Source organism: Amycolatopsis sp. NPDC059021 (assembly GCF_042739895.1).
GTDB lineage: Bacteria > Actinomycetota > Actinomycetes > Mycobacteriales > Pseudonocardiaceae > Amycolatopsis.
In genome coordinates this window covers 1-15,320 of record NZ_JBHYIQ010000038.1, presented here as the reverse complement: position 1 = coordinate 15,320, position 15,320 = coordinate 1, and the positions used below count along the sequence as shown (strand labels likewise).

The following is a 15,320-nucleotide window of genomic DNA, read 5'->3' as shown; positions in this document are numbered from 1 at the left end:
GGAAGAAGAGAAGTGGAACTCGAAGATAAGATTCGAGAGACGGTCGCCTCCTCAGTCATGGTCGAGCCAGAAGATATCGGACTCGACCAATCGTTTACTGAGCTGGGCATCGACTCGCTGAGCCGTATTGAGCTTGTCGCTCTCGTCGAGCAGCACCTTGGCAAGATCGTGCCTGAGGACGAGATTCCCGAACTGGACACCATCAACGAGGTCACACAGTTCGCGAAAGCGATCGCGGCCGTATGATCGCCAGAAACCCGGTCATCACTGGCCTAGGAGTCGTCAGCGCCGCCGGCATCGGAACCACGAACTTCTGGATGGGCCTGCAACACGACACACCTCGATTCCGTGAGGTCTCGCTGTTCCCGACGGACGACCTGCCGAACCATGTCGCGGGCGAGATCGGGCCCTGGACGTCTGGTTTTGATCGGATCGACGTCGACCGGCTCGACACCGCGCGAACTGCCACCTTCGCACTGGCGGCGCTCAACGAAGCGATCTCCGACGCCGACCTCGGTGGCATCCAACCAGACCGTGTACTGGTTGGCACGACGGTCGGTGACGTCGCGGACCGCGAACGAGGATGGCGCCAAGCCGCGCGGACGAGCGCCGGTCACCCTGGCTCCCTAGGCGTGGATGAATCACTCCGCACTCAGATCGCACAGCACATTGGTAGCTCGGTCCCGGTCGAGTTGACCGTCGCGGCGTGCGCTGCGGGCAACATGGCACTGATCCGTGCGGCACAGCTTATCGCTGGCGGCTTCGCAGACGTCGTGATCTGCGGAGGTGCGGAGACGATTTCACGGCTGGCATTCAGCGGGTTCTCGCGCATGCGCGCGATGGCGCAAGAGCGCTGTCGCCCGTTCAGCGACAACCAAGACGGTATGCTGCTAGGCGAAGGCTCCGCTTTCCTGATCGTGGAGTCGGCCGCCCACGCCACCGCCCGTGACGCAACAGTGCTAGCGACGATCGCCGGGTACGGCCTCACCTGCGACGCGAAGCACCCCGCAGCGCCGGACCCCTCCGGCGAGGGCGTAGCTCGGGCAATGACATCCGCGATCGCGGCCGCAGACCCGTCGGAAGTTGACTACGTCTGTGCCCACGGCACTGGCACACCGCAGAACGACGCAGCCGAAGTCGCAGCCTACTTGCAGGTGTTCGCTGCGCCGCGCCCGCCGATCAGCTCCATCAAGGCGCTTATCGGGCACTCTCTGGGCGCTGCTAGCGCGATTGAGGCGGTCGCCTGTGCGCTCGTGATCACACACCAGCGCACGCTCCCGCAGTGGGGGCTAGAGGAAGCCAGCACATCCCATGGCGTCCGGCCAGCGACCGGCCGACGCGACGACCCGGCCCACATCGATCTAGTGCTCAACAACGCGTTCGCCTTCGGCGGCAACAACACATGCGTCGGCCTACGTCGGCCCGACACTGCTTGGGGAGATACCACCGCATGACGAACGAGATTTACTGCTCTGCGGCGACTGTCGCGACCAACATCGACCCCAGCCAGGTCCCGGACCTCGTCGTCCCGGCACCACCGAGCGACCTCGCCGCCCTCATTCGGCAATACCGTTCGGTGCGTTCGGCAGTGGTAGTGCAGGCCATGAAGGCATGGCTGCAGCGAGCCGGATCCGACCTTCCTGACCCCGACCGTCGAGGCATAGCTCTCGGCACGGCAACTGGCGCCGGCCCTGACATCGAGGAGTTCCTTGACGAGTCGATTCGCCTCGGAGACCACCTCGTGAATCCCGCGAAGTTCCCGATGACCGTTCACAACGCAGCGGCCGGTAACGCAGCGATCGCCGCGCATTGCCGCGGCCCGAACATAGTCGTTAGCGAAGGCATACACTCTGTTTGGTCGGCGCTCACCGCAGCCCATGCCTTGCTTCACGACAACAGCGCCGACATCATGTTCGTCGGAGGGTTCGAATCGCAGCGGCTGGCCAACGGCTCGACGGGCACCATCGCGGCCTTCATCGCCCTCAGCGCGGGCACAGCGATATTCGGTGAGAACCGCATTGCTTCACCGAACACGCGGTCACACTGGGCGGGTGTGCTACCGAGGCCGCAGGGGCACGCGGACTCACCCGAAGATCCCCATCCCTGCGAGGTCGGTGCGGCAAGCGTCATGGCCCTCGTCAAGTTCGCGAACACATTTGCCCCCGCGCACGGCGGCGCGGCTGCGATGGGAGTAGTCGATGAGTCGGAGGCGGTGGCACGATGACCTCATCACCGGAGATCGACACGCGCCACGCGGCCAGGAGCGACACGACGCGGCCCGTGACATTCCTAATCGGCGCCAGTGGTGATCTCGGCCGAGCGATGGCGACCCGCTTCATCAACGCGGGCCACCACCTCGCACTCACCTACAACGCGCACGAGGAGCGGATCCGGGGCCTCCTGCGATTAGCCGACCGATCCGGGGTGGACAGCATTGGCAGCCAATGCGACACGCGGAACCCTTCGTCGATTCGTTCGACCTATCAAGGCTTCGTCGATGCACTCGGGCCGCCCACCGCACTTGTCTACTGCGCTGGCATCCGACGCGATTGTCTCCTCCTGCGCATGACCGACGATGACTGGGCTGACGTTCTCGACACGAATCTGCGAGGAGCAATGCAGTTCGTTCGCCTCGCGGGCTCGGATATGGTTCGTGCCAGGTTCGGCCGAATCATCCTAATCTCCTCCATCTCCGGACAGGTCGGCGTTCCGGGGCAAGCCAACTACGGCGCGAGCAAAGGCGGCCTGGACGCGATGATCAGAGCGCTGACGCGAGAGTTCGGGCAGTTCGGCGTCACGATCAACGGAGTCGCACCGGGCTTGGTGGAGTCGGCCATGACCGCCGAGCTTCCAACAGCTGTCAAACGTCGCTATCTGAACCGTATCGCGCTCCGGCGCTTCGCGGAGCCAGCGGACATCGCCCCACTCGTCAGTTTCCTCGTCTCGAACAGCGCGCGTTACATCACCGGTCAGACCTTCGTTGTCGACGGCGGATTGACAGCCTAGGCGGCGCTGATGACCAGGGGAGTGGTAATCACCGGACTCGGTGTGGTCAGCGCCGCTGGCATCGGCATCGAGCGAACATGGCGAACGATCGAGAACGCACCACCTCGCGCTGAGGTCGTCGAGCTGCCGTCCACCCATGAGAAGGACCGCAGGGTCAGGCTATTCCTCGCTCCGGATTATCGAATCGCCGACATCACCGAGACCTGCATCGACGGCGTTCAACTTGAACGCGAAGGCATCGACCAGCAACGCGACATCAAACACCTTATCGCCGCGGTCGGCCTTGCCATCGACGATGCCGACTTGCGGTCGACCGCGCGCCTGGACCTGCGCGAGATAGGACTCGTGGTTGCCGACGAACATCCAGGAATCGAGCGCTTGGCACGTACCTTGTACGCGTCGGTTGCCTCCGCTACACCACCGCGTCCCGACTACGACGAGCTGTCGGAACAGATCTTTGCGCTGAACACATACCTCGTCCCTTACCTCGTCGCTCGAGCGCTCCACATCGGCGGCGAGTGCGCGTTCGTCAACTCCGCGTGCGTGTCAGGCCTCACCGCGATCGACAACGCCGCCACACAGATCCGGCTCGGCCGCAGCTCACTTGCCATCGCGGCCGCCTCTGACGACCCGCTCAGCTCGGGCAAGTTCCGATGGTTCGCCGACATGCACCTGTACGCGATCGACGGGGTTCCTCGGCCGTTCCACGCGGAGGCTTCGGGTACCGTGTTCGGCGACGGCGGCGCTGCGGTCGTTCTCGAAGACGAGGAGCAGGCTCGCCGCCGCGGCGCGCGGATCTACGGCCGCATCCTCGGCGCCGGGTTCACGCAGGACGGGTGGCGTATCAACGCACCCAACCCCGTGGGCGCCAACCAAGCGCGCTCCATCCGACGAGCGCTCGATGAAGCGGACCTCGACACAGAACGCATCGACGCCATCGTTCCCCACGGCACAGGCATCCCGATGATCGACAACTACGAGGCCAAAACGATTCGCGAGCTCTGGCCGGACCGGCGCGCACAACCGGTGTGCCTGCCGCTCAAGCCATTCGTCGGTCACAATCTCGGCGGTTCGTCGCTGCTAGAGACAGCTTTGCTGCTCAAGGCGATGAAGGAGCGGCGCGTTCCCGCGGTACGCGCCGAAGATTCGGCTGCCGTCCCGGCTCACGGCCTCGACCTTCCTACCACATGGTCGGCGAAGGTCATTCGGCACGCTGTCAAGACCGCCGTCGGTTTCGGCGGGTTCTACGGAACGATCGTCGTGGAGGCGATGTAGATGCGGGGCGAACTGACCGACCAGACATATGCCGCAGCTGGCCACCTTGAAGCATTCGTCGACGAACACTACCTCGACGCGTGCGCTCACGCCTGGGAGATCACGAGCGAACTCGCGCAGTCGATCCTTGACGCAGTCGACGGCGATGGTGTCGACCCGGCCGACGAGCATCGAGTGCACTGCCTCGACTGGCTTCGCCGGGCAGCCACCTACCGGATGCTGCCCAGATCGACCCACGTGGCGACCTCGTCAGCGGGCGCCCTCGCCCCAACGGTCGACCTCCTGCGCCACGCGGCCAGCGCCTACCCCCGGTTTATCGAGAGCGCCACCTCCGGCTGGTCGGTTCTTTTCGCTGGTGAAGGCATGCGACTGTGGAACAGCTACTTCCACTCGCGCAACGGGCTATACCGACCTCTGAACGCCGCTGCCGTGGCCACAGTCACCCAGACCCTGCGTACGGGAGGCGGCACACAGATCCTAGAAGTCGGCGCCGGAACCGGCGGCGCTACCTCTCACCTGCTCGCGGAATGGCCCCGCGACCTCGCTAGCACATACGACTACACCGTCACCGACACGAGCGCCAGCCTCTTGGCGGCTACCCGACGGACGCAGCGCGAGCAAGCCCCGTCCAACGTTCGACTCGAATTTCGACGATTCAACTTCGACCTCCCCGACGACCAGGGTCTGACGCGGGGGAGCTTCGACCTCGTGCTTGCTGTCAACGCGTTGCACAACGCCGCCGATCTCCCCTTGACCCTACGCAACCTTCGATCGCTGCTGCGCCCGGGCGGTACTTTGGTACTCAGCGAATCGCTCTGCGCTCCCGGCGATCTCGTACACCAGGAGCTCATCTTCAACCTACTTCCCTTGCCAGCTGACGCCTATCGACGCGGAAGTCGTTTCTACGCCGAGGCGATGTGGCGAGCTCACTTCGACGCCGCCGAAATCGACGCGACCATTCAGGTCAACGCGATGGGCCCCGAGCTAGTGATGGTGGCCAGCGCTACTAAGGGGCAGCCGTGAGCCAGCGGGCCCGTCCTCGGGGTGGCGACGCCCGCACCTTCACCATCGACGCAGGGCCCACGGCGCGCCCCGTGCGCGTATTACTCACCGGCGCCACGGGATTCCTCGGCAGCTGGGTCGCCGAGGGGTTCGCCGCACTTGGCGATCACGTAACCACCTTTTCCGGGCGGCTGCTCGCTGAACCATCCGCCGGAACGGCCCGAGCCTTGCGTACGGCAACAACCGAGGCCGACGTCGTCTGCCATCTCGCCGCCGCGACACCGACCCAGCCCGGCCCACCAGGCGACCTTGCCTATGCACACAGCAACGTCCGCGCGACGCGCCTGCTTCTCGACGCGGTCGCCGCGACGAGCCGCTGTCATATCGTGTTCGCATCAACCGCACTGATTACCGGCCTTGGCGAAGCGTGGACCAGGCCGGCCTCCAAGAGGGTGGCGTACGCCGAGTCGAAGCTGGACGCCGAGCATCTGGTCGAGCAATACAGCTCTCACGCGGACTCGGGTATCTCGTTGAGGTTCCACGCACTCTGCGGACCGCGAAGCCAGCCCGACCGCGGCGTCGTCGCAGCAGCGCTACGCGCCGCACACGAAAACCTGCCCTTTCCCATCTACGGCAAGGGAACATCGAGCCGCGACTACCTGCATGTCCTCGATGCCGCGTGCGCGACCATCTCCGCAGCACACCAACCGACCGCACACTATCGGGCCATCGAGATCGGCAGCGGCCAGCTGAACACCATCGAAGCCGTCGTCACGGCCGCAGAACGCGTGACCCGACGCCGCGTACGACGCCGATACCTGCCATGCCGCGCCGATTTCGACCAGCGGACCGCGTGCGACCTGCGCGCAGCCCGTGAAGCGCTCGGCTGGACACCGACCCGATCCCAGCTCACGACGATCGTCCGCGACCAGTGGGCCGAACAGCAGACCCCAGGCACCTTCGCGACCCAGCTCGTGTGGGACATCGACGCGGCTGGTCGGCCGTCCACGGTGATCCTGCCTCACGGGGACCGTGTCGCCACGAGGCGATCAGGAGGCCGACAATGACGAACGCACGTTCCGCTTCGCAAGCGCCGACCAGCGCCACACGGGCATTCGACCTGATCGTCATCGGGGGTGGCATCGCAGGATTATCGGCCGCCTACTACTGGATCGCAGACGTCGACCGAAACGCACGCATCTTGATCATCGAGCAAAGTGCGCGGATAGGTGGCCCAGCGATTCAACACACTTTCGACGTCAACGGGCAGAGGCTGATTTCACCGGGCGGCGCACACGAACTCACCTTTCCCTCAGCCTTCGCCCCCGCGGTGAAATCCGCCATGTCCGTACTCGGCATCGAAACCAAGCGCTTCTACTCCGACACCGCACCGACGCACTACCTCGACCGAGGCGCCGGCGGCCACGGATTCGCCTTCGCAGCGTCGGTCTGGGGACGAAGCCACCTAGTCGTCTACGACCAGTCAACCACCGCCAGCTTCACCGAGGCACCCGTCGCGCTTCGCGCAAGACCAGAGATCGCTGCGCTAGTCAGCACGCCAACCGACTGGCTCCAGGGCCGAACCGATAACGAAAAACTCGCCGAGCTCCGAAATCGCAGCTGTGACCAACTGCTTCGCGACTTCGCCTCGCTCGGCGAGGACACGCATCGATTCTTGCGATACAGTACATCCGCGCAATCGGGAATGACGTTCGACCAGCACCCCGCTCTCGACGCAGCGCTCGTCGGCTACATGGGCCTGAACGGGCTCGGCATCCGCGCGGTCGGTATCCCCTGGGAAGGCCTGACCCAAACCGGCGCACGGTTCTTCCCCCACATGGACCCGCCCATCTTCCGGTTCCCGGACGGCAACGCAACCATCGCTCGGGCGATCGCGCACCACCTCATCCCCGGTCTCTTCGAGGCCGCAAGCGTTGACGAGCGGCTCACGGCCGCAATATCCGTCGACACGCTCGATCGGCCAGGTAACCAGGTCCAGATCCGCTTGAACTCCACGGCCACCAGCATTCGGCACGACGGCCCCGACAACGTCCTTGTCGACGCCGAACACTTCGACGAATGCACGGCCACGTACCGGGCCCCAGCCGCGATCGTCGCTGCCCCAGCAGTCGCCGCAGCGCGGCTCATCCCAGAGCTCGAGCGAGACCAGCAGGCGACTGCCGCATCCCTCGGCCGCTATCCCATCGTGTCCGCCTCAATAGCGCTCCGGAACTGGCGCGCCTGGCAGGCGCTCGGCATCTCTCGCATCTCCTGGCCCGGCCACCCCACATGGCAGGTCGCAGCACTCGAGTTCCCCGTCAACATTGGCGCCTTCACCGTGTCGCAGTCACCCGACCACCCCACGACGGCAACCACGCTCGGATCACTCACCGCGGCAGGCATGACCCCCGCCGCCGGCGCAACCGCAGGCCGTCAGCGGCTTCTCACTGCTGCCGCACGCCGCGAGATCGACTCAGAACTACGGCGCCTGCTGACCGACGCCCTCGCTCCCGGTGGATTCCATGCCGAACGCGACATCGCCGAAATCCGGATCGAGATCTGGCCGCACGGCTACGCGCGCTACAGCACCTCGCGTGACCTGCCCGGCGACGGCAGTGCCCCAACCGAGGCCAAACGCAGGCTCGCCGCTGGTGTCGGCCGGATCGCCATCGCCGGTGTCGACGTCATCGACCATCCGTTCCTCGACGGCGCGATGGAGTCGGCTCACCTCGCCGTTTCCCATCTCGCAAGCCGTCAGGCGGCCGACCAAAGCGACCACTAGCACAACATCCTGTACGACACCATTCAACACGGAGGTACGCATCGCGATGAGGCTACTTTTCTGCAGTTTGCCCGCACACGATCACCTGCTCGAGCTGATGCCCGTCGCCGAAGCCGCCAAGCGGTGCGGCCACGACGTCGCCGTCGCCGTATCGGGGCGCTTCGCCGCCACCGTCGAGGCGCTCGGCCTCGAGCACATCACCGCGGGCCCGGACTGGATCGGCGACTTCATCGACAGCATCGACCGCAACGTGCCTCCCGAGGAGATGGACGACTTCACACAGGACTTCATGGCTGAAATGTTCTGCGGAGACCCGGCCACCGCCATGGGCCACGACGTCGCCGAAGCGATCGAGAACTGGAATCCTGACCTCGTCCTACGCGACACCGGCGAACTCGGCGGCTATCTCGCTGCCGAGCGAGCAGGCCTGCCGCACGTCACCGTCGGCGTCGTCGACTTCAACGGCATGATGCTCGGCAGCGGCGTCGTCGCCGCACTCGACCGTCGCCGCCGGCAGTTCGGACTGCCACCGGACCCCGACGGTCGACGCCAGTATGCCTACGGCCACATCAACATGCTTGCTCCGGACTTCGTGCCGGAAGAACTCGAACTACCCAACGTCTTCACTGTCCGGGTGGACGGCGTCCGTCGCGGCGACGTGCTCCCGGCGTGGGTCGGCGAACTCGTCGACGACAAACGCCCGCTCGTCTATGCCAGTTTCGGCACCGCCGCCTCAACGATTCCCTCCTATGGGCCGCCACTGACAAAGGTGATCACCGGCATGGGCGACGTCGACGCCAACGTCATCGTCTCGACCGGCAAGAGCCTCGACTGGCACGGCAAAGAGATCGTAGGCGGGATCCAGGTTCCCGAGAACGTCCGCGTCGCCGAGTGGGTGCCCCAAGGACTGCTCATGCGCTCCATCGACATGCTGATCACACACGGAGGCCCGGCCACTTCCCGACAGGCGATCGTCAACGGCGTCCCCGTCGTGGTGATTCCGCTCCTCTTCGACGCGTTCAAAATCGCCGACCGTTTCGAGCAGCACGGCATGGGTGTGCAGTTGGACTGGACGAGCCTCACCCCTGGAGACGTCGCGACCGCGGCGACCACCGTCCTCAACGACCCGACGTACCAGCGGGCGGCGCGTCGGCTGCAAGCCAGGACGCTCACGGTGCAGCCGATCGACGACGCCGCGGTCAAGTTCCTCGAAAGGATCCATGCGGAGAACGCGCGCTGACGACGACAACCGGCTGTCACTGTTCGCCCGTGCAGATGACGCCGACGGCGACGTCAGAACTGCCATCACGCCAAGTCCCCGACAGCGGCTACATAGCCCGACAATGACAGGCCCGGACCGAACTCTCACTCCTCGAGCAACCAGAATGACCACACCACGACGCGTCTGCGCCATCCGCGACCCCATTCCGGCCTACCGACGAGGAATCGCACGCGAACTCGAGGCCGTCGGCTACGAAACCGCCGAACCAGGCGACTGTATCGCGTGGATCCAGCGCTTTCACCAGGCAGCTCATTCCACCGAATATCGCCTCGCGGCGCTCCTGTCCATCCGGAGCGAAGCCGATGTTGACGTCCTTGCGATGCTGCGCACATATGATGAGCAGGTCGCACTCCTCGCCCTGCTCGTAGACCCTGACATCGACAACTACCGCCAAGCGCTCGACGCTGGCGCTGGCGGAGTCGTTGACTACGCCGCCTCACCCGACGACATCGTGGCGGCGCTCGACGCGACGTGGGACGGAGCGGTCCGACTGCCCCGAGCCGTCGTCATCGAATTTCTCAGCCGCCCCAGAAGGAGCAACGGGATTCCGCCGGTGTGTGAGTCCGACGTCAGGCGTCTCGCCGCACTTGCCAACGGATGGAGCGTCGAACGCCTCGCCAACCATGAAAACTTCTCGACACGGGAGATGTTTCGGCGCCTGCAGGAGCTGTACCACACGCTCGGCGTGTCGAACCGCCATCAAGCCATCGCCGCCGCCGCTCGACATGGCCTCCTCGACGGATCCCTGGAGACCGGGCAAGGGCCAAGCTGCCACCGAGCGGCGAACCGCTGACAACCTCACACACAGTCGCCCCGACGACTGGACAGACGCTCCACCGGGTGCGGCCACACAATGCGCCCTAGGTCGAACGCCGGCGAGAGCGCCGAACAGCGCACGATTCGACCGGGCAGCTAGCCGATCCGGACGTCCGGCACGTAGCGGATCCATCGGCCGCCCCGGTCGATGAACTTCCGCTCCTTGGCGAGGATCTCGTCGGTGTGATTCCAGCCGAAGAGCAGAAACGTGTCTGGATAGGCGCCGAAATCCGTCGGGAACGGCTCAACCGGGATGTGCGAGCCCGGAGTTACGAGGCCCTGCTTCTCGGGCGTCGTGTCATAGATGACAGGAAGAAGGTCAGGTCCGATACCGCAGTAGTTCAGAACCGTGGTGCTCTTCCCGGTCGCGGCGTATCCAGCGACGCGTCGACCCGATCGGTGCTCCTCGACAAGCACGTCTCGCAGCCGGGCCCGACGGGCAACCACCTCTGCCGCGAACACCTCAAGCCGAGCCAGACTGTGCTGTCCTTCACGATCTTCGGTTGCGATTACGGTGGCAACGTCAGGCGACGGAGCGCGACCATCACGTGCGAGAGTATACCGCAGCTCGCCGCCGTGAACGTCAAGATGTTCGACATCCACTAGCGCGAACCCGTGCAGATTCGCGATGCGTGCGACTGCGGTTGCCGAAAACAGGTAGAAATGCTCATCATAGATCTGGTCAAACGAAACGAGGCGAAGGACGTCGCCGAGATAGGGACCTTCGAAAATAACGACTCCGCCGTCATACAAGAGTGTCTCCAGTCCTTTGAAGACGGTGTGGAGATCCGGAATATGGCAGATCGTGTTTGCCGCGTAAATGATGTCGGCCGGACCGAACTCGTTGCGTGTCCGGGCAGCTGTTGCGGCGTCAAACCAGTCCACGCGAGCGTTGACCCCACGGGAGATCGCTTCGCGGACCATGCTGGCGGCCGGATCGATGCCGAGGTGCCGAATGCCACGATCGGCGATCGCGGCGAGCATGGTGCCGTCATTGCTGCCAATCTCGACGACGAAGGGGTCCGGCGTTGTCAACCCGGCGACGAGACGCTCGGCGGTCGCGGTGAAATGTGCCGACATCCGAGCGGACGACGAGGTGCGGAACGGATACCCGGCATGGAACATCCGTTCGGCTGGCCCTGGCTCGGCGAGCTGCACGACTTTGCAACCGTCGCAGACCATGGACCTCAGACGAAGCCGGAACTCAGCCGAGGTGTCGTCGGCCCTTCGGAAGGCGTTCGCCAGCGGTTGCAGGCCGAGATCCAGGAACTGCGTCACCTCGGCGCCACAGGATCGGCAAGGCATATAACGGATACTAGACAAGTACCAGCCGCCGCAGCCCGCCGTCTGCGTGGATTCCCTACACCGTGGCGTGGCCATGTCGGTGCGCGTCGCGGGTGTGCCGTGATTCTTGGCGTAGGTTGTCATTGGCTGGCGTGCCCCTCCGGTGCTCATTCGCGGCCCGTGCGCTCTAGAGTCACGGGGTACCGGAAAACCTTCGGCGGTTCGATCTATCTGATTGCTCGGTTCTGATGCGCCAAATTGGCGTTATCAGCTCTCCATAATGATGACGCGCACGAAGATCGAAAGGTCAACGCGATGATCCAGATTGGTGATATGCTCCTCGAAGAGCTCGGCAGGGATCTTCCCAGTGAGATCGCCGACCCTGTTGCCGCCTTGCGCGGCCGCGCAGGGCGGGTGCTCGAGGTCATGACGCCGCGGCGAACCTTCGCCGATGGAGGCCGCGGCTACCACGCGCTCGCGCAGACAACGATCGAGGTCGTTGTTGGCACGAACCCCACCGACGAGAGCGCGCCACGAGAACGGTTCGAGTTCCCGGAGTCCCCATGCGTCATCCAAGTCCACGACCCGGTGCTCACGCTCAACGGCGCACTCCGGCTCGACCTTGAGATCAAGTCGTACCGGACCTCGACGGTCAGTCATGTGTTGTTCCCCGGGGAGAAGGTCGCCCTCGGCCTAGGCCGGTCGTTCGACGTCAGCCTGCCGCCGTCGCTTGGCCGCTTGGAGATCCCGCTCGGGATCGACTTCGCCGCCGGCGATGTGGTGCGGAGTCACCAAATGATTTACCTCGCCGTCGAGACACCGGTCGGTACGCTGCACAATCCGGACGCGGCCCACATGTTCGCGACGATCAACAAGGTTCCCCCGATCGGCTTCAGCTACGTTCAAGAGGGCCTCGTGCCGATGGCGAACGCGAATGACGAAGTCATCGCGATCAAGGTGTCCACCGTAACCACCCTGCGCGCAGTGCTCCCGGAAGACTGACGCCACGGCGATGGACCGGGGTTCGTTCGGCAGTTTCGCCATCAGCGGCCGGTTCATCCAACCAGGCTAAGTCGAAGCAAAACGGAACGACAGAAAACTGGTCGATCGAATGAAATCCCGGGCGGGAGCAGAAAATTCGAACGCGCGGCGCACGCTGCAGTTGCGGTTCGCCGACAGCCTTGCGTCGGCGACAGGCAAGCCCGGTATCTCGGTCGTGCAACGCGTTCCGCGCGTTCCGCAGGTCCCGACCGGCCCCACCTGGGTGGCGGTCGGTGACCTGCATCCGCGTCATGTGAACTTCGACCAGATCGCGAACACTCCAGGTGGCCAATCGGTCTGGCACATCGTCTACGGCACCGAGTTGTCGGGCGGGCTCGCTGGACAGACCGAAGACGTCGAGTTTCAGGTCATGGATCCCCACGGCACCGGTGCGATCAACAGTGTCGGAGCCTTCACCGGCTACCTCGATGGACTTGAGGGCGGCTTCATCTTTAAGTCGGAAGGCGTGCAGAACGCCGACGGAACGTTCGTGATGGACTTCGCCATCGTGCCAGGCACCGGCTATGGTGAAATTGCGGATGTGGCCGGACGCTACACGGTGGTCGCGACCCGCGAACATTGCCACCCAATCGGTGATCCAGATACCTGTGAAACGCTGGTAGTGTCGTATACCCTCACGTACCGTCTACCACAGGCGTGAGATCTGCACGCACCTACCTGAAGGGACAGCCTGTCGTGCCGAACTTCAAGAATGTCAACGCGGTTTTGCCGGTCGCCGACCACGCCGCGGCGCTCGCGTGGTACAAGCGGTGGATTGGACGGGATCCCGATGTCGTGCCCACCGAGGGCGTGGCGGAGTGGAAGTTGGCCGAAAACGCATGGATCCAGGTCGCCCACGCTCCAGAGGCCGCTGGCAAGACCAGCGTCGTCATCGGTGTCGAGGACATCGATACCCACGTTGCTGGCCTCACGAGTGAGGGCGTGACCTGTGGCGAGGTTCAGGACTACGGCTTCATCAAGCTGACGGATGTCGTGGATCCGGAAGGCAACAAGATTAACTTTGTGTGGGAGAACCCGAACTACACGCCTCCGTCGGAGTAGGTCGACGCCGGAAGCGAGTGGGAGACATTCGCTTCCGGCACACCTTCCACCCGCCTTTGCCAGAAGGAGTCGTCATGGCAGCAGCAGCCTACGGAGACAGCTACGCCGAACTCTTTGACTTCGTCTACGGTGCGCAGGCGCCCGACTCGACGGTGGACGCACTGGCTCAACTGGCTGGAGACGGGCCGATACTCGAACTGGGCGTCGGTACCGGCCGCGTCGCGATCCCACTTGCCGCCCGCGGGCTCACGGTGACCGGTATCGACAGCTCGAAGGAGATGCTCAACGCCCTGGCCGCTAAGCCCGGCGGCGAAGCCGTGCGAACCACACTCGGCGAGCTACCGCAGACGACAGTAGACGGCCAATACAGGCTCGTCTCGTGCCTCGATAACACACTCTTGCTTTTGACGACGCAGGATGCACAAGCACAGTGCATCATGAACGCCACCCAACTCCTAGCCGATGACGGAGTGCTGGTTGTTGAGATTTTCGCGGGTAGCCCACCAAGCGATCTCGCAGTAGTGCCCGCGTACCTCGGCGAGAACGCCACTGCGTTGTGGGCCTACCGGCTAGATCCGCTGTCACAGCAGTTCCATATTCACGAAATCATCTTCGGTGATGATCTGGTGCGTGTTATCCGGTTCGATGGTCGCGGGGTTTCAGCTGCTGAGCTAGACCTCATGGCACAACTTGCCGGGCTGCGGCTGCGCGAGCGGTGGTGCGACTGGGAGCGGACGCCCGTCGAACCCGACAGCCGCCTCATCATTTCGGTCTACGAACGTACGACCAACCGTTGACGCAGGCCAACGACAAAGTCGGCTTATCCCAGGAGAGTCCGAACCCTCAACGAGACGTCGATCGCCCGAGCCGGGTTCGGCGCAGCCAAAGCTCGGCCACGGGTAGCTGATGCCCAGACTCGGGGAGCTACCAGCAGGATCTGCTCGACGCGGCGTCGGGGTCTTCGTCGGCTCGGCGGCCCCGGTTTCATCCGGAATACTGGGCCCACGCCGTCAGCCTGTTGCCGGTGGCGGACTGGCCACTGCTGCGCTGGTGCATGCCGTCCACGGTGACCGCGGCGGACCCGGCCGTGAACCTGTTCGGGTTCGTCGGTCACGCCTATACCGCCTACGGCATTGGCGTCTGCCTAGTGTGGCAGCAGCGCTACGTTCGCCTGGCACAGCAGTGGCTGGCTCGCGACCTGACCGTATCGTCGGCCGGGCTGATCGTGATCGGCGTATCCGCTGTCCTCATCTGCCTGACCACTGCCCTCCGCCTCGCCGGCGTGGACGCGCCCAGCTGGCTGCCGCAACCGGTGGTGGCGGCAGGTAACCTGCTGTTCCTGGTGGTGTCGCGGCACCGGGCGTGCGGGTGCGGTGGTCGGCATCCCGGGTGTGGTAGCAGCATCTGCAGGCCTACCACCGGCTGCGGCCGCTGTGGACGTTGCTGCGCGCCACATTCCCCGAGAACTCGCTCACCCGGGCACCCGCCAGCCCAACGCTGGACCATAGTCCAGCTCAGCGTAGCCGGGTAGAGACCGTTGGCGCCGGCAACCGGCACGTCCGGAGCCGGGGGGCGCGGCCCCGGTGGGCGCGTAGGCGGGAGGGGTGGCGGGCGGTGGCGGGGGCGGGCGGGGGGGGTGGGGTGGGGGGCCGGGGCGGGGGTCCTCTCCGCGCGAGCGGGGGCAGCCCCCCCCGCGGGGGCCGGCGTGCGCGCCGGGCACCCCGCCGCGGCCCCGCGCCCGGTCCCGCCGAGCAGCGCGCCGGCCGTGAC

The 15,320-nt window shown here is 64.9% G+C and carries 15 protein-coding genes; 14 read left to right on the top strand and 1 reads right to left on the bottom strand.

Annotated features, from left to right (window positions below):
- The first annotated feature begins 12 nt into the window (after window positions 1-12).
- The 10 genes from ACFWX1_RS22625 to ACFWX1_RS22580 all read left to right on the top strand — a co-directional run bounded on the left by ACFWX1_RS22625 (window position 13) and on the right by ACFWX1_RS22580 (window position 10,140).
- Window positions 13-246, top strand: coding sequence for an acyl carrier protein (locus tag ACFWX1_RS22625; protein WP_378390280.1), 234 nt, complete (start codon window positions 13-15; stop codon window positions 244-246).
- Complete coding sequence (locus ACFWX1_RS22620) at window positions 243-1,454, top strand: beta-ketoacyl-[acyl-carrier-protein] synthase family protein (RefSeq protein WP_378390278.1); 1,212 nt, start codon at window positions 243-245, stop codon at window positions 1,452-1,454. Before ACFWX1_RS22625 ends, ACFWX1_RS22620 begins: the two co-directional genes overlap by 4 nt.
- Window positions 1,451-2,224: a beta-ketoacyl synthase chain length factor gene (locus ACFWX1_RS22615; RefSeq protein WP_378390276.1), complete on the top strand. Its 774-nt coding sequence runs from the start codon at window positions 1,451-1,453 to the stop codon at window positions 2,222-2,224. The genes ACFWX1_RS22620 and ACFWX1_RS22615 overlap by 4 nt, the downstream gene beginning before the upstream one ends.
- Window positions 2,221-3,006 carry an SDR family oxidoreductase gene (locus tag ACFWX1_RS22610; protein WP_378390274.1) on the top strand — a complete coding sequence of 262 codons (786 nt, stop codon included), beginning with the start codon at window positions 2,221-2,223 and terminating at the stop codon, window positions 3,004-3,006. Before ACFWX1_RS22615 ends, ACFWX1_RS22610 begins: the two co-directional genes overlap by 4 nt.
- Window positions 3,007-3,015: 9 nt before the next feature.
- Window positions 3,016-4,281, top strand: a complete 1,266-nt coding sequence (locus tag ACFWX1_RS22605) for a beta-ketoacyl synthase N-terminal-like domain-containing protein (RefSeq protein WP_378390272.1) — start codon at window positions 3,016-3,018, stop codon at window positions 4,279-4,281.
- Window positions 4,282-5,304 carry a class I SAM-dependent methyltransferase gene (locus ACFWX1_RS22600; RefSeq protein WP_378390270.1) on the top strand — a complete coding sequence of 341 codons (1,023 nt, stop codon included), beginning with the start codon at window positions 4,282-4,284 and terminating at the stop codon, window positions 5,302-5,304.
- Window positions 5,301-6,350, top strand: a complete 1,050-nt coding sequence (locus ACFWX1_RS22595; RefSeq protein ID WP_378390268.1) for an NAD-dependent epimerase/dehydratase family protein — start codon at window positions 5,301-5,303, stop codon at window positions 6,348-6,350. Before ACFWX1_RS22600 ends, ACFWX1_RS22595 begins: the two co-directional genes overlap by 4 nt.
- Window positions 6,347-8,065 carry an NAD(P)-binding protein gene (locus ACFWX1_RS22590; protein ID WP_378390266.1) on the top strand — a complete coding sequence of 573 codons (1,719 nt, stop codon included), beginning with the start codon at window positions 6,347-6,349 and terminating at the stop codon, window positions 8,063-8,065. The genes ACFWX1_RS22595 and ACFWX1_RS22590 overlap by 4 nt, the downstream gene beginning before the upstream one ends.
- Window positions 8,066-8,132: 67 nt before the next feature.
- Window positions 8,133-9,305, top strand: coding sequence for a glycosyltransferase (locus ACFWX1_RS22585; RefSeq protein ID WP_378390264.1), 1,173 nt, complete (start codon window positions 8,133-8,135; stop codon window positions 9,303-9,305).
- 145 nt (window positions 9,306-9,450) lie between these two features.
- Window positions 9,451-10,140 (top strand): hypothetical protein, encoded by a 690-nt coding sequence (locus ACFWX1_RS22580; RefSeq protein WP_378390262.1) that lies wholly within the window; start codon window positions 9,451-9,453, stop codon window positions 10,138-10,140.
- A gap of 119 nt (window positions 10,141-10,259) precedes the next feature.
- On the opposite strand, the gene ACFWX1_RS22575 is transcribed toward ACFWX1_RS22580, so the two are convergent.
- Complete coding sequence (locus ACFWX1_RS22575; protein ID WP_378390388.1) at window positions 10,260-11,468, bottom strand: methyltransferase domain-containing protein; 1,209 nt, start codon at window positions 11,466-11,468, stop codon at window positions 10,260-10,262.
- A gap of 294 nt (window positions 11,469-11,762) precedes the next feature.
- On the opposite strand from ACFWX1_RS22575, the gene ACFWX1_RS22570 reads away from it, so the two are divergent.
- The 4 genes from ACFWX1_RS22570 to ACFWX1_RS22555 all read left to right on the top strand — a co-directional run bounded on the left by ACFWX1_RS22570 (window position 11,763) and on the right by ACFWX1_RS22555 (window position 14,347).
- Window positions 11,763-12,449 (top strand): hypothetical protein, encoded by a 687-nt coding sequence (locus ACFWX1_RS22570; protein WP_378390261.1) that lies wholly within the window; start codon window positions 11,763-11,765, stop codon window positions 12,447-12,449.
- Window positions 12,450-12,558: 109 nt separating this feature from the next.
- The gene (locus ACFWX1_RS22565; RefSeq protein ID WP_378390259.1) at window positions 12,559-13,149 is read left to right on the top strand and encodes a DUF3224 domain-containing protein; all 591 of its coding nucleotides are present in this window, start codon (window positions 12,559-12,561) and stop codon (window positions 13,147-13,149) included.
- A 35-nt stretch (window positions 13,150-13,184) separates the two neighbouring features.
- A complete protein-coding gene (locus ACFWX1_RS22560) occupies window positions 13,185-13,550 on the top strand; it encodes a VOC family protein (protein WP_378390257.1) in 366 nt (121 codons plus the stop codon).
- A 74-nt stretch (window positions 13,551-13,624) separates the two neighbouring features.
- Complete coding sequence (locus tag ACFWX1_RS22555; RefSeq protein WP_378390255.1) at window positions 13,625-14,347, top strand: class I SAM-dependent DNA methyltransferase; 723 nt, start codon at window positions 13,625-13,627, stop codon at window positions 14,345-14,347.
- The last annotated feature ends 973 nt before the right edge of the window (window positions 14,348-15,320 follow it).

Bases quoted from the DNA above. Each gene is read 5' to 3' on its own strand.
- ACFWX1_RS22620 (WP_378390278.1), top strand. From the start codon at position 243: ATGATCGCCAGAAACCCGGTCATCACTGGCCTAGGAGTCGTCAGCGCC.
- ACFWX1_RS22575 (WP_378390388.1), bottom strand. From the start codon at position 11,468: ATGCCTTGCCGATCCTGTGGCGCCGAGGTGACGCAGTTCCTGGATCTC.
- ACFWX1_RS22615 (WP_378390276.1), top strand. From the start codon at position 1,451: ATGACGAACGAGATTTACTGCTCTGCGGCGACTGTCGCGACCAACATC.
- ACFWX1_RS22605 (WP_378390272.1), top strand. From the start codon at position 3,016: ATGACCAGGGGAGTGGTAATCACCGGACTCGGTGTGGTCAGCGCCGCT.
- ACFWX1_RS22570 (WP_378390261.1), top strand. From the start codon at position 11,763: ATGATCCAGATTGGTGATATGCTCCTCGAAGAGCTCGGCAGGGATCTT.
- ACFWX1_RS22590 (WP_378390266.1), top strand. From the start codon at position 6,347: ATGACGAACGCACGTTCCGCTTCGCAAGCGCCGACCAGCGCCACACGG.
- ACFWX1_RS22600 (WP_378390270.1), top strand. From the start codon at position 4,282: ATGCGGGGCGAACTGACCGACCAGACATATGCCGCAGCTGGCCACCTT.
- ACFWX1_RS22580 (WP_378390262.1), top strand. From the start codon at position 9,451: ATGACCACACCACGACGCGTCTGCGCCATCCGCGACCCCATTCCGGCC.
- ACFWX1_RS22610 (WP_378390274.1), top strand. From the start codon at position 2,221: ATGACCTCATCACCGGAGATCGACACGCGCCACGCGGCCAGGAGCGAC.
- ACFWX1_RS22555 (WP_378390255.1), top strand. From the start codon at position 13,625: ATGGCAGCAGCAGCCTACGGAGACAGCTACGCCGAACTCTTTGACTTC.
- ACFWX1_RS22565 (WP_378390259.1), top strand. From the start codon at position 12,559: ATGAAATCCCGGGCGGGAGCAGAAAATTCGAACGCGCGGCGCACGCTG.